This is a genomic window from Saccharopolyspora sp. NPDC050389 (assembly GCF_040655595.1).
Taxonomy (GTDB): Bacteria; Actinomycetota; Actinomycetes; order Mycobacteriales; family Pseudonocardiaceae; genus Saccharopolyspora.
In genome coordinates, this window is sequence record NZ_JBFAKG010000007.1 from 145,407 (window position 1) to 162,594 (window position 17,188).

Annotated in this window: 17 protein-coding genes; 7 read left to right on the plus strand and 10 right to left on the minus strand. The window is 70.0% G+C overall.

What is annotated here, in order from left to right:
* Positions 1 to 91: 91 nt before the first annotated feature.
* From AB0I53_RS06920 to AB0I53_RS06940, 5 genes are all read right to left on the minus strand, one after another.
* Complete coding sequence (locus AB0I53_RS06920) at positions 92 to 1,153, minus strand: hypothetical protein (protein WP_358597663.1); 1,062 nt, start codon at positions 1,151 to 1,153, stop codon at positions 92 to 94.
* Complete coding sequence (hflX, locus tag AB0I53_RS06925; protein WP_358597789.1) at positions 1,150 to 2,517, minus strand: GTPase HflX; 1,368 nt, start codon at positions 2,515 to 2,517, stop codon at positions 1,150 to 1,152. Before hflX ends, AB0I53_RS06920 begins: the two co-directional genes overlap by 4 nt.
* A 182-nt stretch (positions 2,518 to 2,699) precedes the next feature.
* Entirely contained in the window at positions 2,700 to 3,542 is an 843-nt protein-coding gene (dapF, locus tag AB0I53_RS06930) for a diaminopimelate epimerase (protein ID WP_358597666.1), read from the minus strand.
* Between the two features lie 9 nt (positions 3,543 to 3,551).
* The gene (miaA, locus tag AB0I53_RS06935; protein ID WP_358597669.1) at positions 3,552 to 4,511 is read right to left on the minus strand and encodes a tRNA (adenosine(37)-N6)-dimethylallyltransferase MiaA; all 960 of its coding nucleotides are present in this window, start codon (positions 4,509 to 4,511) and stop codon (positions 3,552 to 3,554) included.
* Between the two features lie 153 nt (positions 4,512 to 4,664).
* Positions 4,665 to 5,369 (minus strand): hypothetical protein, encoded by a 705-nt coding sequence (locus AB0I53_RS06940; protein ID WP_358597674.1) that lies wholly within the window; start codon positions 5,367 to 5,369, stop codon positions 4,665 to 4,667.
* Between the two features lie 352 nt (positions 5,370 to 5,721).
* Here AB0I53_RS06940 and AB0I53_RS06945 point away from each other — a divergent pair, with 352 nt between their 5' ends.
* The gene (locus AB0I53_RS06945; RefSeq protein ID WP_358597677.1) at positions 5,722 to 7,047 is read left to right on the plus strand and encodes a DUF349 domain-containing protein; all 1,326 of its coding nucleotides are present in this window, start codon (positions 5,722 to 5,724) and stop codon (positions 7,045 to 7,047) included.
* Positions 7,048 to 7,064: 17 nt separating this feature from the next.
* Here the strand turns inward: AB0I53_RS06945 and AB0I53_RS06950 are convergent, their stop codons facing one another.
* The 3 genes from AB0I53_RS06950 to miaB form a co-directional block, all read right to left on the minus strand.
* Complete coding sequence (locus tag AB0I53_RS06950) at positions 7,065 to 7,784, minus strand: tyrosine-protein phosphatase (RefSeq protein WP_358597680.1); 720 nt, start codon at positions 7,782 to 7,784, stop codon at positions 7,065 to 7,067.
* 171 nt (positions 7,785 to 7,955) lie between these two features.
* The gene (locus tag AB0I53_RS06955) at positions 7,956 to 8,432 is read right to left on the minus strand and encodes a hypothetical protein (protein WP_358597683.1); all 477 of its coding nucleotides are present in this window, start codon (positions 8,430 to 8,432) and stop codon (positions 7,956 to 7,958) included.
* Positions 8,420 to 9,895: a tRNA (N6-isopentenyl adenosine(37)-C2)-methylthiotransferase MiaB gene (miaB, locus tag AB0I53_RS06960; protein WP_358597686.1), complete on the minus strand. Its 1,476-nt coding sequence runs from the start codon at positions 9,893 to 9,895 to the stop codon at positions 8,420 to 8,422. Before miaB ends, AB0I53_RS06955 begins: the two co-directional genes overlap by 13 nt.
* Before the next feature lie 243 nt (positions 9,896 to 10,138).
* Here miaB and AB0I53_RS06965 point away from each other — a divergent pair, with 243 nt between their 5' ends.
* The 4 genes from AB0I53_RS06965 (at position 10,139) to AB0I53_RS06980 (ending at position 13,369) form a co-directional block, all read left to right on the plus strand.
* Positions 10,139 to 10,867 carry an amino acid ABC transporter ATP-binding protein gene (locus tag AB0I53_RS06965; protein WP_358597792.1) on the plus strand — a complete coding sequence of 243 codons (729 nt, stop codon included), beginning with the start codon at positions 10,139 to 10,141 and terminating at the stop codon, positions 10,865 to 10,867.
* A gap of 24 nt (positions 10,868 to 10,891) precedes the next feature.
* Positions 10,892 to 11,794, plus strand: a complete 903-nt coding sequence (locus tag AB0I53_RS06970; RefSeq protein ID WP_358597689.1) for a glutamate ABC transporter substrate-binding protein — start codon at positions 10,892 to 10,894, stop codon at positions 11,792 to 11,794.
* 67 nt (positions 11,795 to 11,861) lie between these two features.
* On the plus strand, positions 11,862 to 12,509 hold the full coding sequence (locus AB0I53_RS06975) for an amino acid ABC transporter permease (protein WP_358597795.1): 648 nt from the start codon (positions 11,862 to 11,864) through the stop codon (positions 12,507 to 12,509).
* Entirely contained in the window at positions 12,506 to 13,369 is an 864-nt protein-coding gene (locus AB0I53_RS06980) for an amino acid ABC transporter permease (RefSeq protein WP_358597692.1), read from the plus strand. The genes AB0I53_RS06975 and AB0I53_RS06980 overlap by 4 nt, the downstream gene beginning before the upstream one ends.
* Positions 13,370 to 13,424: 55 nt before the next feature.
* On the opposite strand, the gene AB0I53_RS06985 is transcribed toward AB0I53_RS06980, so the two are convergent.
* Positions 13,425 to 14,864 (minus strand): FAD-dependent oxidoreductase, encoded by a 1,440-nt coding sequence (locus tag AB0I53_RS06985; RefSeq protein WP_358597695.1) that lies wholly within the window; start codon positions 14,862 to 14,864, stop codon positions 13,425 to 13,427.
* Positions 14,865 to 14,928: 64 nt separating this feature from the next.
* Here AB0I53_RS06985 and AB0I53_RS06990 point away from each other — a divergent pair, with 64 nt between their 5' ends.
* Complete coding sequence (locus AB0I53_RS06990) at positions 14,929 to 15,660, plus strand: TetR/AcrR family transcriptional regulator (protein WP_358597698.1); 732 nt, start codon at positions 14,929 to 14,931, stop codon at positions 15,658 to 15,660.
* A gap of 12 nt (positions 15,661 to 15,672) precedes the next feature.
* On the opposite strand, the gene AB0I53_RS06995 is transcribed toward AB0I53_RS06990, so the two are convergent.
* Positions 15,673 to 16,353, minus strand: coding sequence for a nitroreductase (locus AB0I53_RS06995; protein ID WP_358597701.1), 681 nt, complete (start codon positions 16,351 to 16,353; stop codon positions 15,673 to 15,675).
* Between the two features lie 113 nt (positions 16,354 to 16,466).
* On the opposite strand from AB0I53_RS06995, the gene AB0I53_RS07000 reads away from it, so the two are divergent.
* A complete protein-coding gene (locus AB0I53_RS07000; protein WP_358597704.1) occupies positions 16,467 to 17,069 on the plus strand; it encodes a TetR family transcriptional regulator in 603 nt (200 codons plus the stop codon).
* Positions 17,070 to 17,188: the final 119 nt, after the last annotated feature.

Sequence of the window (17,188 nt, forward strand, 5' to 3'; positions counted from 1 at the left end):
CCGGGAATCCGCGGAGGCGATGGCGAGTGCGCGTCGGCAGCCATCGTGCGAACAGCGGAAACACCCGCGAAGGCGGCTCGGGTCGGCGGTTCTAGCGGGTTCGGCGGCGCAGCCGACGGGTCACGAAGATGAGCAACCCGGCCAGCGCGGCCGCGAGCAGCAGGGCTTGACCCGTGGACATCCCGGTGCCGACCGGGTTCGCCGGCGGCTGGGCCTGGTCCGCGTCACCGCCCGGTGGCGGCGGAGCCGATCCGGCGTCTTCGTCCTGCGCACCGGGCGTTCGCGCGGCAACCGCGACTCCCGGGATGCGGCGGACCGGCTGATTTCCTTCGGATGCGGACAGCAAGCCGCCATCCGGTTCCCAAGCGATCGCCTCGCCCTGCTGCTCGTTCGGCAGCGGGATGCGCAGTGGTTCGCGCTGGAACGCCGCGACCAGGTCGCCGTCCGGCGCGTTGTACACGTACGCCTCGGTGTAGGTGCGGATGGCGACGAGCGTGCCGTCTTGGTTCACCGCCCCACCCGTCACCAGCACTGAACCGAACGCGCCGCGCACCGGGCCGCCCGGGGTTTGGGTGGAGCGCAGCGAGATCGAGCCGACCCGCTCCAGGGGCACGGTGTGGTCCGCCGTCAAGGGAGCGCCCGGGCGGTAGATCCCGGCCGCACCGAGCGGTTCCTTTGTGACGATGTGCGGCACACCGGCCCGGTCGAGCAGCAGGGCTTCCGCATCGTGCGGCCCGTCCGGATAAACGAGGCGGTACAGCGTTGTGCCGCCGCCCGGCGGCATCACGTGCAATGCGATGCCGTCGCGGCGACGGCGGTTGTCCCCGGTGTCGGCCAGCCAAAGCGATCCGTCGCGTCCCAGCGCGAGGTCTTCGACGTCGTACGGATCGTTCGAGGCCGTCCGGACCCCGCGGACCGAGCAGTCGGCCGGGTCGAGCACGAACACTCGTAGCGAGCTGCCGCCATCGCTGATGGCGTACCAGGCGGAACCGTCCGACGCGAGCCCAGACAGCTCGGCGAGGCGCTTGTCCTCGACACGGCATTTTTCGGCCGGTGCGAGCGGCTGCTCCGCAGCGGCCGCCGGGATCACGCCCGACGCCACCGCCAGCAGCAGCGCGGCCGCAGCCGCACCGCCCGCACCGGCAGTGCTCACCCGATTCCCGCGAACGGCTGGAGCGCGCTGGCCAGGTCTGGCCGGACCTTCGCGCGGACCCTGGTGCCGTCCGGGGTGTGCTCCTCGTCGACCAATTCGCCTTCCGCGTGCACCCGCGCCACGAGTTCGCCGCGGGTGTAGGGCACCAGCGCGTCGACGAAGACATCGGGCCGGGGCAGCCGGTCGGCGATGGCCTCGCGCAGCTTCTCGATGCCCTTGCCGCTGCGCGCGGAGACGAACACCGCGTCGGGCAACAGCCGCCGCAGCTCAGCCATCCGAGTGGCGTCGACCGAGTCGATCTTGTTGACGACCAGCAGTTCCGGCGGCATCGCCGTCTCGTGGTCCTCGGAGATCTCGTTCAGCACCTCGCGCACCGCGGCGACCTGTTCGTGCGGCGTCGCCTCGGAGCCGTCCACGACGTGCACCAGCAGGTCCGCGCCGCCGACCTCTTCGAGGGTCGAGCGGAACGCCTCGACCAGCTGGTGCGGCAGGTGCCGGACGAAACCGACCGTGTCGGTCAGCGTGTAGTCGCGGCCGTCCGGCGTGTTGGCCCTGCGGGTTGTCGGGTCCAGGGTGGCGAACAACGCGTCCTCCACCAGAACCCCGGCGCCCGTCAACGCGTTGAGCAGGCTGGACTTCCCGGCGTTGGTGTAGCCGGCGATGGCGACGCTGGCGACCTCGTTGGATTCGCGCCGGCCGCGCTTGGTGCCGCGCACCGTGCGCATCGCGGCGAGCTCCTTGCGGAGCTTGCTGATGCGCTTGTGGATGCGCCGTCGGTCGGTCTCCAGCTTGGTCTCACCGGGACCACGGGTGCCGACGCCGCCGTTCGCCCCGGCCCGGCCACCGGCCTGCCGGGACATCGCCTCACCCCAACCGCGCAGGCGCGGCAGGAAGTACTGCAGCTGGGCGAGCTCGACCTGCGCCTTGCCCTCCTTGGACCGGGCGTGCTGGGCGAAGATGTCCAGGATCAGGGCGGTCCGGTCGACCACCTTGACCTTGAGCTTCTCCTCCAGCTGCCGCAGCTGGCCGGGCGAGAGCTCGCCGTCGCAGATGACGGTGTCCGCGCCGGTGGCGACGACGATGTCGCGCAGCTCGCGGACCTTGCCGGAGCCGACGTAGGTGCCGGGGTCCGGGCGGTCGCGGCGCTGGATGATGCCTTCCAGCACCTGCGAGCCGGCGGTTTCGGCGAGCCTGGCCAGCTCGTCCAGCGACGCGTCGGCGTGCGCGGCGTCGCCGTCGGTCCAGACGCCGACCAGCACCACGCGTTCCAGGCGGAGCTGGCGGTACTCGACCTCGGTGATGTCCGCGAGCTCGGTGGACAGCCCGGCGATCCGCCGCAGCGACGCACGGTCTGCGCGCTCCATCTCGCCCGTGGACGGCTCCGCAGTGAGGATGGGGTCGTATTCGTCGGGTTCGACCGCGTCGCGGTCGGGCTCGGCGGACCAGGTCAAAGAATTTTTCATATCGAAACCATTGTCCCACGGTCCGCGACCGATTTTCACGTGTCGCGCCCGCCATTACCCGTTTGCACTGTTATGACGCCCACCTACGGCTGTCGCCACCAGGTGGGATCGAGGTTTCCGCGGGCCACCAGCACGGCGGGGCCGGTGAGCGTGGAGGTCGTCACGGTGACCTCCACTTCGACGGTACCGCCCAGGACGTGGACCACGCGGCGCCCGGTTTCCGCGCCGACCGCGCGCAGGGCCGCGACCGTGGCGGCGACCGTGCCGGTGCCGCAGGAGCGGGTTTCGCCGACTCCGCGCTCGTGCACGCGCATCTGGACGTGGTCGCCCTCGAGCGGCCGGACGAACTCGACGTTCACGCCGTTCGGGAAGAGGTGGTGGTCGTGCGGCGGCGCGGTCGTCAGGTCCAGCGCGGCGAGGTGCACATCGCTCACGCAGGCCAGGTGCGGATTGCCGACGTCCACGGCGACTCCCGCGAAGGAGTGGCCGGAGGCGCTGGTGGTGGACTCGCCGAAGACCTTGGCCGGGCCCATGTCGACCGTGACCCGGCCGTCGTCGTGGGTCCAGACCGGTCGAACGCCCGCACGCGTGCCCACCGGCAGCTCACCGGGGGCGGCCAGCCCGGCGTCGACGAGGTAGCGGGCGAACACCCGCACGCCGTTGCCGCACATCTCGGCGATCGAGCCGTCGGCGTTGCGGTAGTCCATGAACCACACGTCGGCCGGCACGTCGGCCGGGGCGTCCTCCAGCGCACCGGCGCGGATCACCCGCAGGACACCGTCCGCGCCCAGCCCGCGGTGCGGGTCGCAGAGCGCTTGCACCCGCTCGTCGGTGAGGCTCAGCGCGCCGTCCGCGTCGGGCAGGATGACAAAGTCGTTCTGGGTGCCGTGGCCCTTGATGAACTCGGGGCCCTGAGAGGAACGCACGACGCCAGTCTACGTTCGCCCGGATGGCTCTTGACGCTCAGCCGCGTTCGCGGTCGGCCCCTCGGTCAGCAGCGCGCGGACGTCGGCTGCCAGCGTCGGGATGGCGGCGTCGAACCACTGGATCCGCGCGTCCCGGCGGAACCAGGAGCGCTGCCGCCGGACGAAGCGGCGGGTGAGCTTCGCGGTCTCGGCCGCGGCGGCGGCCATGTCGCCCGCTCCGTCGAATTCGGCGAGCACCTGCTGGTAGCCGAGCGCGCGGCCGGCGGTGCGGCCCCGCCGGAGACCGAGCCGCTCCAGCCGTCGGACTTCGTCGACCAGCCCGGCGTCGAACATGCTGGTGACCCGCTGGTCGACACGGTCGTCCAGGGCCTCGACCGGGCGGTCCAGGCCGATCAGCACCGCGCCGTAGCGGGGCGGCCCGGGCTTGGGCAGGTTCGCCGAGAAAGGCCGGCCGGTGATCTCGATGACCTCCAGCGCCCGGACGATGCGGCGACCGTTGCTGGCCAGGATGGCTTCCGCCGCCGCCGGGTCGAGTTCCCGCAGCCGTCGGTGCAGCTCGTCCGGGCCGACCCGCGCCAGCTCCTGCTCGTACTTGTCCCGCACCTGGGCATCCGTGCCGGGGAAGGACAGATCGTCGACGACCGCCTGCACGTAGAGGCCGGAGCCGCCCACCAGCACCGGCGTCCGGCCGCGGGCGAGGACGTCTTCGACGGCGCTGCGCGCCTGCTCCTGGTAGGCCGCCACGGAGGCGGTCTCGGTGACGTCCAGGACGTCCAGCAGGTGGTGCGGGATGCTGCGGCGCTCCGCCTGGGACAGCTTGGCCGTGCCGATGTCCATTCCGCGGTAGAGCTGCATGGCGTCGGCGTTGATCACCTCGCCGTCGAACGCCGCGGCGAGCTCGATGCCGAGGTCCGACTTGCCGGTGGCGGTGGGACCGACGATCGCCACCAGATGCGAAAGGGACTGCACCCCTCGACCTTAGAAGCGCGTTCTGCGCCTGCCGCACAGCGGTCCGCCCGGCCTCGGCCCGGTGTTTCTACCGGCCAGAGGCCGTGAGTGTTTTGGGGCGCTATGGCACCCCAAAGCACTCACGGTTCGTGACCAGCGGAGACACCGACCGGTTCAGACCGTGCGGGTCCAGGTCGCCACGTGGTAGGTGACGCCGTGCGGGGTGGCCGAGTACAGCAGTTCGCCGCGCCAGGTTCCGCCGGTGGCCGCTACGACGCCGGGCAGGACCTGCAGTGCGGCTCGGCCAATGACGCCCAGCTCCGCGCACGACTCCGGCTCCAACGCGAGCAGCGCCGCCGTGTCGACGTCGGCCAGCGCGGCGCGGATCTGTTCGTCGACCGGCTTGGCCCGCTCGTCCGGCGGGTACGGCGAACGCTCGTCGGAGCGGTTGGTTCCGTCGGCGAGCACCAGAAGACCGACATCGTCGGCAGCCAGCTCCGCGCCGAGCCGCCGGCAATCCTCGGCCGGTGTGTCCGGTGCCAGCAGATGCGTCGTGACCGCCCGCGCTCCCGCTTGCTCGCGCAGGAGTCCGGCGATCAGCGCAGGTAGCGGTAGCCGCGGGTCCGGGGTGCCGGCGCCGCCGAGAGTCACCTGGACGTCGACGCCAAAGCCCACGAACGTGCCCGCCGTGTCCGGCTCGAGCACCACCGGTCCCGACTGATCTACGCCAAGGGCCACCCATTCGGCGGCAGATTCAGTCAGACTGGACACGGCGCGCAGACAGGCGCCCCGCAGACGAGCGGTTTCCGGGTCGGCCCGCACGGTCAGTTCGGGAACCAGCAACGGCGGGTAAGGCACCACAGCGACACGGGTGATCACACCTGTGCACGGTAGAGGTCACGGGCGAGTTGGCTGGAGCAGGGAGTCGCAACCGGCGGCAGGAGACGACGCGGGTTTCCCCACCCCTGCCCGCTGCGACCGAGCAGGTGCCTGATGACAATGAACCCGTGCAGGTCACAGGTCCGGTCCCGTCACCACGTCGCGGTGCGCGCCGATCCATCGGCGAACCGATTCCGCGACGGAGTACCGGTTCGCGCCCTGACCTGTTTGAATGCGCCAGCGGAGGCCGGACCACCGAACGGTTCGGGTCGACGCTTGCTGGGCCCCGCCGATGCGGGGCGCCCGTGCCGGTCACGGGCATCGGAGCGGGCACGCAAGGAGGAAGCCGGCCATGACGCACCAGGACACGACCCCCGAGGCAGTCGCCAACAAGGCGGCCGCGGACTCGACCACCAGCACCACCGGGTCACCCACGGCTGCGCCCGCGGTACCGACCGCTTCCGCAGACCCCGCCAAATGGGGGCGAGTGGACGCCGACGGCACGGTGTACGTCCGCACCCCCGACGGTGAGCGCGCGATCGGTTCCTGGCAAGCCGGTGATGCCGCCGAGGGCCTGGCCCTCTACGCGCGCAAGTTCGACGACCTGCTCACCGAGGTCGAATTGCTGGAAACCCGGCTGGGCACCCACGCCGGCGAACCGAAGCACACCCTGACCAGCGCGAAGCACCTGCACGAGTCGCTGGCCGAGGCCGCCGTGATCGGCGACCTGACGGCGTTGGCCACCCGGATCGAGCACCTGGTGGTGCGGGCCGAGGAAGCCGTCGAAGGCGCGAAGCACGAGAAGGAACGCGCCCGGGCGGACGCGATCGCGCGCAAGGAAGCGCTGGTCGTCGAGGCCGAGGAGATCGCCACCGAATCCACGCACTGGAAGAACGCCGGCGACCGGCTGCGCCAAATCCTCGACGAGTGGAAGAAAATCCGCGGCGTCGACCGCAAGACCGACGAGCAGTTGTGGCGCCGGTTCTCCAAGGCGCGGGACGCCTTCAGCCGCCGCCGGGGCTCGCACTTCGCCGAGCTCGACCGGCAGCGCGCGGCGTCCAAGGCGCACAAGCAGGACCTGGTCGAGGAAGCCGAATCGCTGACCGAGTCCACCGACTGGGGCGAAACCGCCAACCGCTACAAGCAGCTGATGGCGGACTGGAAGGCCGCCGGCCGCGCCCCGAAGGACAGCGACGAAGCGCTGTGGCAGCGCTTCCGCGCAGCGCAGGACCGGTTCTTCAGCCGCCGCTCGGAGGCGTTCTCCGAGCGCGACGCCGAATTCGCCGCGAACGCCAAGCTGAAGGAAGAGCTGCTCGTCGAGGCCGACCAGATCGACCCCTCCGCCGACCTCAAGACCGCGCAGGCCCACCTGCAGCGGATCCAGGAGCGGTGGGACGAGATCGGCAAGGTGCCGCGGGAACGGATGCGGGACCTGGAAGGCAAGCTGCGCACGGTCGCCGACCGGGTGCGGTCGGCCGCCGACGCGCAGTGGCGGCGCACGGACCCGGAGGCGCAGGCCCGCGTCGACCAGTTCCGCGACCGCGTGGAGCAGTTCGAGGCGCAGGCCGAGAAGGCCCGCACGGCGGGCGACGACCGCCGCGCGAAGCAGGCGGAGGCGCAGGCCGCGCAGTGGCGCGAGTGGCTGGAGGCTGCGGAGCAGGCGATCGCCAGCCGGTAGGCGTTTCGCTCGCGCCGTCAGGCGGGCGGCGCGAGCAGCCTCGCCCGGAGGGCGGCGAGGTCGGCGTCGGCGCAGCCGCCGCTGCGCAGGTGCTGCTCGGCGTCGAAGGCGTCGAGCGTCGAGTGCAGGACTTCGTGCTTGGTCGCGCCGTGCTCGGCGAGCGCTTCGTCGATGAACGGTTCTTGGTCGGGCTTGCCGAGCCGGTCGAACATCGGTCTCAGCCGGTCGTGGCTGAGCTGGTGGTCGGCGACGATGTCGTCGGCCGCCACACCGGCGAACGCGAGCAGCACCAGCGCGATGATCCCGGTGCGATCGCGGCCGGCAGTGCAATGCACGAGCACTCCGCCGGGTTCGGCGTGCGCGATCGCGCTGACGACCTTGGCGGTACGGTCCGGGAAGCGGTCCAGGAACGGCCGGTAGTACAGCGGTGTGCCGTGCAGCCGGTTGCCCCAGATTCCCCAGAACCCGGTGTCGTGCACCGGGTTCAGCGGCATCTTGAGGCTGTTCAGCCCCGGCGGTCTCGCCGCCGTCTCGGGCAACGACTCGCCGTCGTCGGTCAGGTCGATGATGGTGCGGACGCCGTGCTCCCACAGCTGCGCCCAACCGTCTTCGGTCAGGAACGCCGGGCTCGCGGAGCGCACGACCGCGCCCCGGCGGATCCGGCGCCCGGCCGCGGCGGGCAGTCCACCGAGATCGCGGATGTTGTAGCCGCCGTCCCAGGCGAGGTCTCGTGACATGCCGCCGAGGCTACGAGCGATCAGCCGATCATCGTGGTTCCGGCCGGGAACCCGCGTCCGGCGGGTCGGACGGAACTCCGATTTTGCCCGAAGCCGGGAGCGCCAACCTGGGCGAGGCGATCTCCGATTTTGCCTGAAATCAGGAGTTCTCGGCGTGCCTGACCAGTGGGATCAGGAGCGGGACCAGACGATCCGCATCCACTGGACCGCCAGAATCGCCATGCAGACCACCGCGAGCAACAGGCCGATCGACGGGCCCCCCGTGCCGCTCGTCTGACGCGACCAGATCGCGATCACGCCTTCGAACGTCACCACCACACCGGCGAGCCCGGCAAGGAACGCGACGATCCAACGCCGGGTGATCAGCGCCAGGGCGCCCAAGCCGATCCCGACGATCGTCGAGTTGATCGCGAACAGCCGCGGCAACAGGCCGATCTTGAGCGCCGGGTCTGTCTGCCCCATCAGCACCTGCCAGCCCGCGGCACCGTCGGCCCACGGCAGCACCGAGCACAGGATGAGCACGAGCATCACCGAAGCGATCACGAGCGCGCGCGAGCCGGGGTCGATGCGGCGCAGGACCTCGCGCTCCGACTTGGTCAGCTCGCGGCGCGGCTCGTCCGAGCCTTCCGGCTTGCTCAACACGCACATCCCTGCTGTTCGGCGGGCTGCGGCGGCGGGGTTCCGAACGACGGCAGCCCGAGGCTGACTCCGGAGGTCTTGGGCCGCACGCCCGCCTCCCAGTGGTCACCGGCGGTGGTTCGCCGGTGTCCGGTGATTTCCGCGTCCGCGACCAGGTGGTGCGGCGCACCGCGGGTGATCGTGGTGTGCACGACGTCGCCGGGCCGGACCTCGCCGTCGATGGCGCCGGTCGGCGTGAAGTGCACCAGCCGCCCGTCGCGGGCCCGCCCGGAGAGCCGGTGGGTCTCCGAGTCCTTGCGGCCCTCGCCCTCGGCGACCAGCAGTTCCACCGGGCGGCCGACCAGCTTCTTGTTCTCCTCCCAGGAGATCTCGTTCTGCAGCTCGATCAGCCGGTCGTAGCGCTGCTGCACGACCTCCTTCGGCAGCTGGTCGGGCATGTCGGCGGCGGGCGTGCCCGGCCGCTTCGAGTACTGGAAGGTGAACGCGCTGGAGAACCGCGCCTGCCGCACGACCTCCAGCGTCTGCTCGAAGTCCTCCTCGGTCTCGCCGGGGAAGCCCACGATGATGTCGGTGGTGATCGCGGCGTCCGGCATCGCCTGGCGCACGTTCCGCACGATGTTCAGGTACCGCTCGGAGCGGTAGGAGCGGCGCATCGCCTTGAGGACCCGGTCCGAACCGGACTGCAGCGGCATGTGCAGCTGCGGGCACACGTTCGGCGTCTCGGCCATCGCCTCGATCACGTCGTCGGTGAAGTCGCGCGGGTGCGGCGAGGTGAATCGGACCCGCTCGAGTCCCTCGATCTCCCCGCAGGAGCGCAGCAGCTTGCCGAACGCGAAGCGGTCGCCGAACTCGACGCCGTAGGCGTTGACGTTCTGGCCCAGCAGCGTCACTTCGAGCACGCCTTCGGACACCAGCGCCTGCACCTCGGCGAGGATCTCGCCGGGGCGGCGGTCCTTCTCCTTGCCGCGCAGCGCGGGCACGATGCAGAACGTGCAGGTGTTGTTGCAGCCGACCGACACCGACACCCAGCCCGAGTAGGCCGACTCGCGGCGCGCGGGCAGCGTGGACGGGAAGACGTCCAGCGACTCGAGGATCTCGACCTCGGCCTCGTGGTTGTGCCGGGCGCGTTCCAGCAGGGTCGGCAGCGAGCCGAGGTTGTGCGTGCCGAACACGACGTCCACCCACGGGGCCCGCTTGACGATCGTGTCGCGGTCCTTCTGCGCCAGGCAACCGCCGACGGCGATCTGCATGTCCGGGTTGCGATCCTTGGCCGGGCGCATGTGACCGAGAGTGCCGTAGAGGCGGTTGTCGGCGTTCTCGCGAACCGCGCAGGTGTTGAACACGACCACGTCAGCCGCATCGGAATCCGCGCGCACGTATCCAGCGTCCTCCAGCATGCCGGCGAGCCGCTCGGAGTCGTGCACGTTCATCTGGCAGCCGAAGGTTCGGATCTCGTAGGTCCTCGTGCTCACCGTTCCACGGTAGCTCCTGGTCAGATCGCGGATTCATCCGCCCGGCCGCCCCGGCCGCCCGGATGCGGTTACTGCAAGTGAGGTACCCACCACGTGTGGCGACTCCGGAGCGTAACCGAGTTGCAACCTGGCCTGGCCCGTTCTGTCTGGACTATCCCCCAGCAGAGGCTTAAGTTTCGGCCAACGAATCCAATTTCGATGCGTTCAGGAGAACGAATGGCCGCAGCTTCCACGGACGCCCCGATGATTCGGATGTCCGCGGTCGACAAGTACTTCGGTTCCTTGCACGTGCTGCGGGCGATCGATCTCGAGGTTCCTCGAGGGCAGGTCGTCGTCGTGCTCGGGCCGTCGGGCTCGGGCAAGTCGACGCTGTGCCGCGCGATCAACCGACTGGAACCGATCAACTCCGGCCGCATCGAGATCGACGGCGTTCCGCTGCCCGCCGAGGGCCGTGCCCTGGCCGAACTGCGCGCCGACGTCGGCATGGTTTTCCAGCAGTTCAACCTCTTCGCCCACAAGACGATCCTGGAGAACGTCACGCTGGGTCCGGTCAAGGTCCGCAAGCAGGCCAAGGACGCCGCCCGGGAAACCGCGATGGAGCTGCTGGAGCGCGTCGGCATCACCAACCAGGCCGACAAGTACCCGGCGCAGCTCTCCGGTGGGCAGCAACAGCGCGCCGCCATCGCCCGCGCGCTGGCGATGAAGCCGAAGGTGATGCTGTTCGACGAGCCGACCTCGGCGCTGGACCCGGAAATGGTCAACGAGGTCCTGGAGGTCATGACCGGCCTCGCGGCCGAGGGCATGACGATGGTGGTCGTCACCCACGAGATGGGTTTCGCGCGCCGCGCCGCGCACCGCGTGCTCTTCATGGCCGACGGCGAGGTGGTCGAGGACGCGAAGCCGGAGGCGTTCTTCGGCGCGCCGAAGAGCGACCGCGCCAAGGACTTCCTCGGCAAGATCCTCACCCACTGACCCACAGAGAGGCAGCGACACGAAATGCGAGCCAAGAAATTGCGGCTGGTGACGGTGCTGGCGGCGTCGCTGGCGCTGGCCCTGACCGGTTGTGGACGCGAAGGCGGCCCCGGCGGCGGCGGCGAACCGCAGGTCCAGCAGAACGTCGCCCAGAACGTGCAGGTCCAGGGCTCTCCGACGTTCGACCGGATGAAGCAGAAGGGCCGCGTCACGATCGGCGTCAAGGAGGACCAGCCGGGCCTCGGATTCCGCGACCCGGTCACCAACCAGTACTCCGGTTTCGACATCGAGGTCGCCCGGCTGATCGCCGCACAGCTCGGGTTCGACCCGAACACGCAGATCGACTACAAGCCGATCCCGTCCACCGCGCGCGAGCAGGCGATCTCGACCGGTGAGGTCGACTACTACGTCGGCACCTACACGATCAACGACAAGCGCAAGGAGCAGATCAGCTTCGCCGGGCCGTACTTCATGGCCGGGCAGGACCTGCTGGTCCGCGCGGACAACACGGACATCACCGGCAAGGAGTCGATCAAGGGCAAGAAGGTCTGCTCCGCGACCGGGTCGACGCCGATCCAGCGGGTCAAGCAGGACCAGCTCACCGAGCCGCAGAACATCGTCGAGTTCCAGCGCTACTCGGAGTGCGTGCAGCAGCTGCTCGACCGCCAGATCGACGCGGTCACCACGGATGACGCGATCCTCAAGGGCTACGCCGCTCAGGACCCGGACAAGCTGAAGGTCGTCGGCAAGCCGTTCTCCGAGGAGCCCTACGGCGTCGGCCTGGCGCACGACGACAGCGCGCTGCGCAACAAGATCAACGACATCCTGGAGCAGGCCGCGACCAACGGCGAGTGGAAGCGCGTCTACGACGCCACCCTCGGCAAGTCCGGCTCGTCCGCCGAACCGCCCAAGGTGGACCGCTACTGATCCCGTCATCGGATGCCCAGGGCCGGATCGCGCCCTGGGCATCCGATTACTTCAGGAGTACTCATTGATCGACATCTTGGTGGAGTACGGCGACGTCCTCGCCAGGGGTTTCCTGCGGACGATCGAGCTCTTCCTGCTGGCGGCCGCGGGCTCGCTGGTGCTGGGCACGATCCTGGCAACGCTGCGGGTCAGCCCCATCCCCGCGTTGCGGGCCGTCGGCACCGGCTACGTGACCTTGCTCCGCAACACACCGCTGACGCTGGTCTTCTTCTTCCTCGTCTTCGCCTATCCCAAGCTGGAGCTGATCCAGTTCCCGTTCTTCACCGCCGCGGTGATCGCGCTGACGATCTACACCTCCGCGTTCGTCTGCGAGGTGTTGCGGGCGGGGATCAACACGGTGCCGGTCGGGCAGGCCGAGGCGGCGCGCTCCATCGGGCTCGGGTTCGCCCAGTCGCTGACCAACGTGATCCTTCCCCAGGCCTTCCGCGCCGTGGTTCCGCCGCTGGTCAGTGTGCTGATCGCGCTGCTGAAGAACACGACCGTCGCGGCCGGGTTCAGCGTGGCCGAGGTCGGCTCGGTCATCCCGTTCCTCAACGAGCAGGGTGAGCCGACGCTGAACGCCTTCATCTGGATCGCCGTCGGCTTCCTGATCCTGGTCATCCCGCTGACCCTGGTCCAGCGCAGCTTCGAGAAACGTTGGAGCGTGGCCCGATGAGCAGCGTCCTGTTCGACACCCCCGGCCCGCGCGCCCGCGTGCGCAACCGGCTCATCAGCGTCGTCAGCGCCGTCGTGGTGCTGGCCCTGCTCGGCTACGTGGTGCTCCGCTTCTACCAGACGGGGCAGTTCGACGCGAGCAAGTGGGAATGGCTGCTCTACGAGCAGATCCAGCTGGAACTGTTCGGGGCGCTGTGGAACACCGTCCGCGCGTTCCTCATGGGCGCCGTGCTCGCGCTGGCGTTCGGCGCGGTGTTCGCGCTCGGCCGGCTCTCCGACCACACCTGGATCCGGGTGCCGTGCACGGCGATCGTGGAGGTCTTCCGCGCGATCCCGCTGGTCATCCTGATCTTCTTCCTGTACTACGCGGCGCCGGGGCTGGGCGTGAACTTCGGCCAGTACTGGTCGGTCGTGCTCGGCCTGACGCTCTACAACGGCTCGGTGCTGGCCGAGGTGTTCCGGGCCGGCGTCGCCGCGCTCCCGAAGGGCCAGAGCGAGGCCGCGTACTCGATCGGCATGCGCAAGAACCAGGTCATGCGGAGCGTGGTGCTGCCGCAGGCGGTTCGGATGATGCTGCCCGCGATCATCAGCCAGCTCGTGGTGCTGCTCAAGGACAGCGCGCTCGGCTTCCTGATCACCTACCAGGAGCTGCTGTACTACGCCCGCTACCTCGGCGGCATCCCCACGCTGGACCGGCCGATCATCCCGGTCAGCCTGGTGGTGGCGGCGATCTACATCTCGATGTGCCTGCTGCTCACGTGGTTCGCCACATACCTGGATCGGCGCAACCGCCGGACCAAGAAGACCAGGCAGATCGCTCCGGCCGCCAAGCCGCTGGCGGAAGCCACGGCCGGCGACTGAGCGCCGCACTGGAGGGCACCTTCGACCGCGCCGGTCGAAGGTGCCCTTCGCTTTGTCAGGCGCGGAGCAGTTTTTCCAGGACGTTCGCGGGCGCGGTGGGATCGGTGCCGCGCCAGGCGACCACGTCGTCGGGGCGGAGCAGAAGCCCCTCACCCTCGCGCAGGAAGTCGACGTCGAGCCGGTGGACCGGGAGCCCGTTGGGCTGCCAGCGCTGCGGATCGCCGGCCACGGCCAGCGCCCATCCGGGGCCGGCGATGTCCACAGTGGATTTGGCGTGGGCGGTGTCCAGCCAGCGGTGCGGGATCCGGGTGCCGACCCGCCCGGCCGGCGCGAACTCGGTGATCGGTTCGGCCTCGCCGCCCTCTCCCGGTCCGCCGGAGATCGCCCCGGCCGGGTACTGGAATCCGCCCGCCGCCAGCACGAACGGATGCGCCAGCGTCGGATCGGGAGCGGCCGTCAGGTCCGGTGCGCGCCTGCTCGACTGGTCCGCGGCGAACCAGCCCGCCGGGCGGCGCTCGGCGTCGTAGCTGTCCAGCAGCGCCGGCGCCGCGGCTCCGGACAGCACCGCGGCGAGCTTCCAGCCGAGGTTGTGCGCGTCGGCGATGCCGGTGTTGGCACCGACCGCGGCGTACGGCGGCATGACGTGCGCGGCGTCTCCGGCCAGGTGCACCCGCCCCGACGAGTAGCGGTCGGCTACGAGCATCTCGGGCCGCCAGGGCAGCACGCTCATGACTTCGAGGTCCGGAGCGGGCACGCCGAGCGCCGTGCGCAGCAGGGCCGGCCAGTCGCGATCGACCTCGCCGCCCGGAGTCATGAACACCCAATGCAGCCGACCGTCCACCGAGGCCAGCCCACCGGGCGCGTCGGGGTGTTGGATCTGGCAGATGTTGAACTCCCGGCCACGCACGACATCCGCGAGATCGGCGCGGAAGTAGACGTTCACGTTGTCGTCGCCGACGGCGCCACGCCCGGAGCGGCCGATGCCCAGCGCCGAGCGCACCGGGCTGTGAGCCCCGTCGGCGGCGACCAGGTACGCCGCGCGCAGCCGGGAGCCCGCGAGCTCCGCGACCACCCCATCGGCGTCCTGCTCGAATGACGTGAGGGCAGTCGAGAACCGGACGTCCGCGCCCGCGTCCTGGGCCGCCTGGCGCAGCACCGGCTCAAGCACGTTCTGCGCCACCAGGCAGGGCAGCTCCGGACTGACGTCCATCGACTCGCCCGGCCCGGTCGGCCGCCACGGCGGCAACTGCTCGGCTTCCGCCAGGGTCCGCCCGCCGGCCATGCAGTCGTGGTCGGCAAGTCCTCGCGCGGCCTCGTGGACGGTCTCGGCAAGCCCCAGTTCTCGGAAGATCTCCAGGCTGCGCACGTGGAAACGGCGCGCCTTGGGTTGCGGCGAGGTCGTCGCTCGCTTCTCGACGAGCGTCACGTCCACGCCGCGGTGGCGCAGCAACAACGCCGTCGTCAGCCCGACGAGTCCGCCGCCGACGATCAGCACCTCAGCTTGTGTACGTTGTACATTCACAATGTACGTTGTACACGCGGGTTAGTATCCGAGGCAAATGACTTCTGCGAAACCTCCGGGCGGCCTGGTCTGGTTCGACGAGCCGCCGCCCCCGCCGGCCACCAAACAGCTCAGCCGGGAGCGGATCGTCGCCGCGGCGATCGCGCTCGCCGACGAAAGCCCGACCGGCGAGATCACGATGCGGGCGATCGCGAGCCGCCTCGGCACGCGCAGCCCGATGGCGCTGTACCGCTACGTCGGCAGCAAGGACGGCCTGACGGACCTGATGGTCGACGAGGCCTACGGCGAGATCACCGTCCCGCCGCCCGGCGACTGGCGGGCCTGCCTGCGCGAAATGGGCCGCTCCGCATGGGCAGCGGTGCAGCGGCACCCCTGGTTCGCGCGGATGTCGTTCAGCCGGCCGCCGCTGGGACCGAACGCGCTGCGCCTCTACGACGCGGCCCTCGCCGCCGTCGACGAGCTGGACCTGGACGCCGCGACACGCATCAGCTTCGTCAACACGGTGCTCGGACAAGCCCTGAAGTCCGGGCTCGCACTGCTGGAAGAACGCGCGATGCGGGAACGGACCGGGCTGGTGTCCGATGCCCAGCTCGCCGAGGCGGCACACCCCTACATGGAGCGAATCAGGGCGGAAGGCAAGTACCCGCACTACATCCGGTGGCTCGGCGAACCGGACTGCCTGGCCGACGTGGTGTCCTCCGAACAGCACCTGGAGTGGCAGCTGGACGGCCTGCAGCGCCTCGCCGAAGCCCGGCGCACCGCCACCTGATCCGGCCGGCGGCTACGCGCGGAACCTCGTCGTCTCGCCGAGTTCCGCGCGGCCGACCGCGATGTGGTTCACCGGAGCGGAGTCGAGGGCGTATCCGAAGGAGACGCCGAAAAGCACCTTGCCGTCCTGGATTTCCAGTGACTCGCGAATCGCATCTCCGTAGAAGCCCAGCAAACCCTGCGGGCAGCTGGCGATCCCGTACGCCGTCATCGCCAGGAGCAGCGTCTGCCCGTACATGCCGACGTCCGCGGCCATCCGCGCGTCCGCATTGGACGGTGCGAACACCAACGCGACATGTGGTGCACCGTAGAACCGCAAGCTCTCCGCGTTGTAGGCGTCGCGCGCTTCCCGGTCGTCGCGACCGATGCCGAGCGCTCCGTACATCGCTTCGCCGAAGTCCTTGCGGCGCCGCCGATGTACCTCGCCGTAGAGATCTTCCCGGTAGGGGAAGTCCACGGAAAAGCGTTGCTGCGCGTGCGCCGTCAGCAGTGCTTCGCTCAGCCGGTCGCGCGCCGCCCCGCTGACCACTTCGACGCTCCAGGGCTGAGTGTTGGAGTTCGACGGAGCCGCGCCTGCCAGGGAAAAGATGGCGCGCATCGTCTCGTCCGGGACCGCGTCCGGCCGGAAGGAACGGACGGCTCGCCGGCCGCGGATCAGCTCCTCGGCGTGGTCGGGCGAGTAGTTCCTGATCATGGCGCCTGTCCTCCTCGATTGAGACCGCGTTATATAAACTGAACCGTTTACATAACGCGCCCGAGGCTATCACGCGGACCCGCGTTAAGTACACGGCCGTGTACACTTTGCGGGTGAGTGAGCGACAGACCGTCCAGCGTCGCCGAGGCCGTGGCGGGCGCGAACGCATCATCGCCGCGGCCACCGCGCTCTTCGAAACGCAGGGAATCATCGCGACGGGCATGGAACAGGTGGCGAGCGTCGCCCCGGTCTCCAAGCGCACCTTGTACGCGCACTTCCCCACCAAGGACGAGCTGGTCGTCGGCTATCTCCGGCACCTCGTCGAGTCCGGACGCACGATGGAAGCAGTGCTGGAGCGCGAGGATCTTTCGCCCCGAGAACGGCTCCTAGCGCTGTTCTCGGTGCCGGATGAGGGTGACGGCCCGATCCGGGGCTGCCCCTTCGTCGACGCGGCGGCCGAGTTCCCGGATCCGCAGAGCCCCGTCCACCAGTACGCGGCCGAGCAGAAACGACGGCTGACCGACCTGTTGGCCGAGCTGGTGAGCGCGCTAGGCGTCACCGAACCCGTGATCCTGGTCGAACAACTCGCGATCCTCGCCGACGGCGCCGCCAGCCGTTCGATGGTGCTCAACGACGCGAGTTGCGGTCGATACGCGAGGGCGGCCGCGGAGGCCCTGCTCGACGCCGCCATTCCAACGGCGATCCGGTCGCGCTGAAACTGTGAGCGCAGAGCCGTGGGGGGGGGGGGGGGCCGGGCCGATGAGGGCGCGCTGCCCCAGGTCTGAAACCACGGGCGCACACACAAGATCTTCCGGAGCACAGCGCTCAAAAAGGA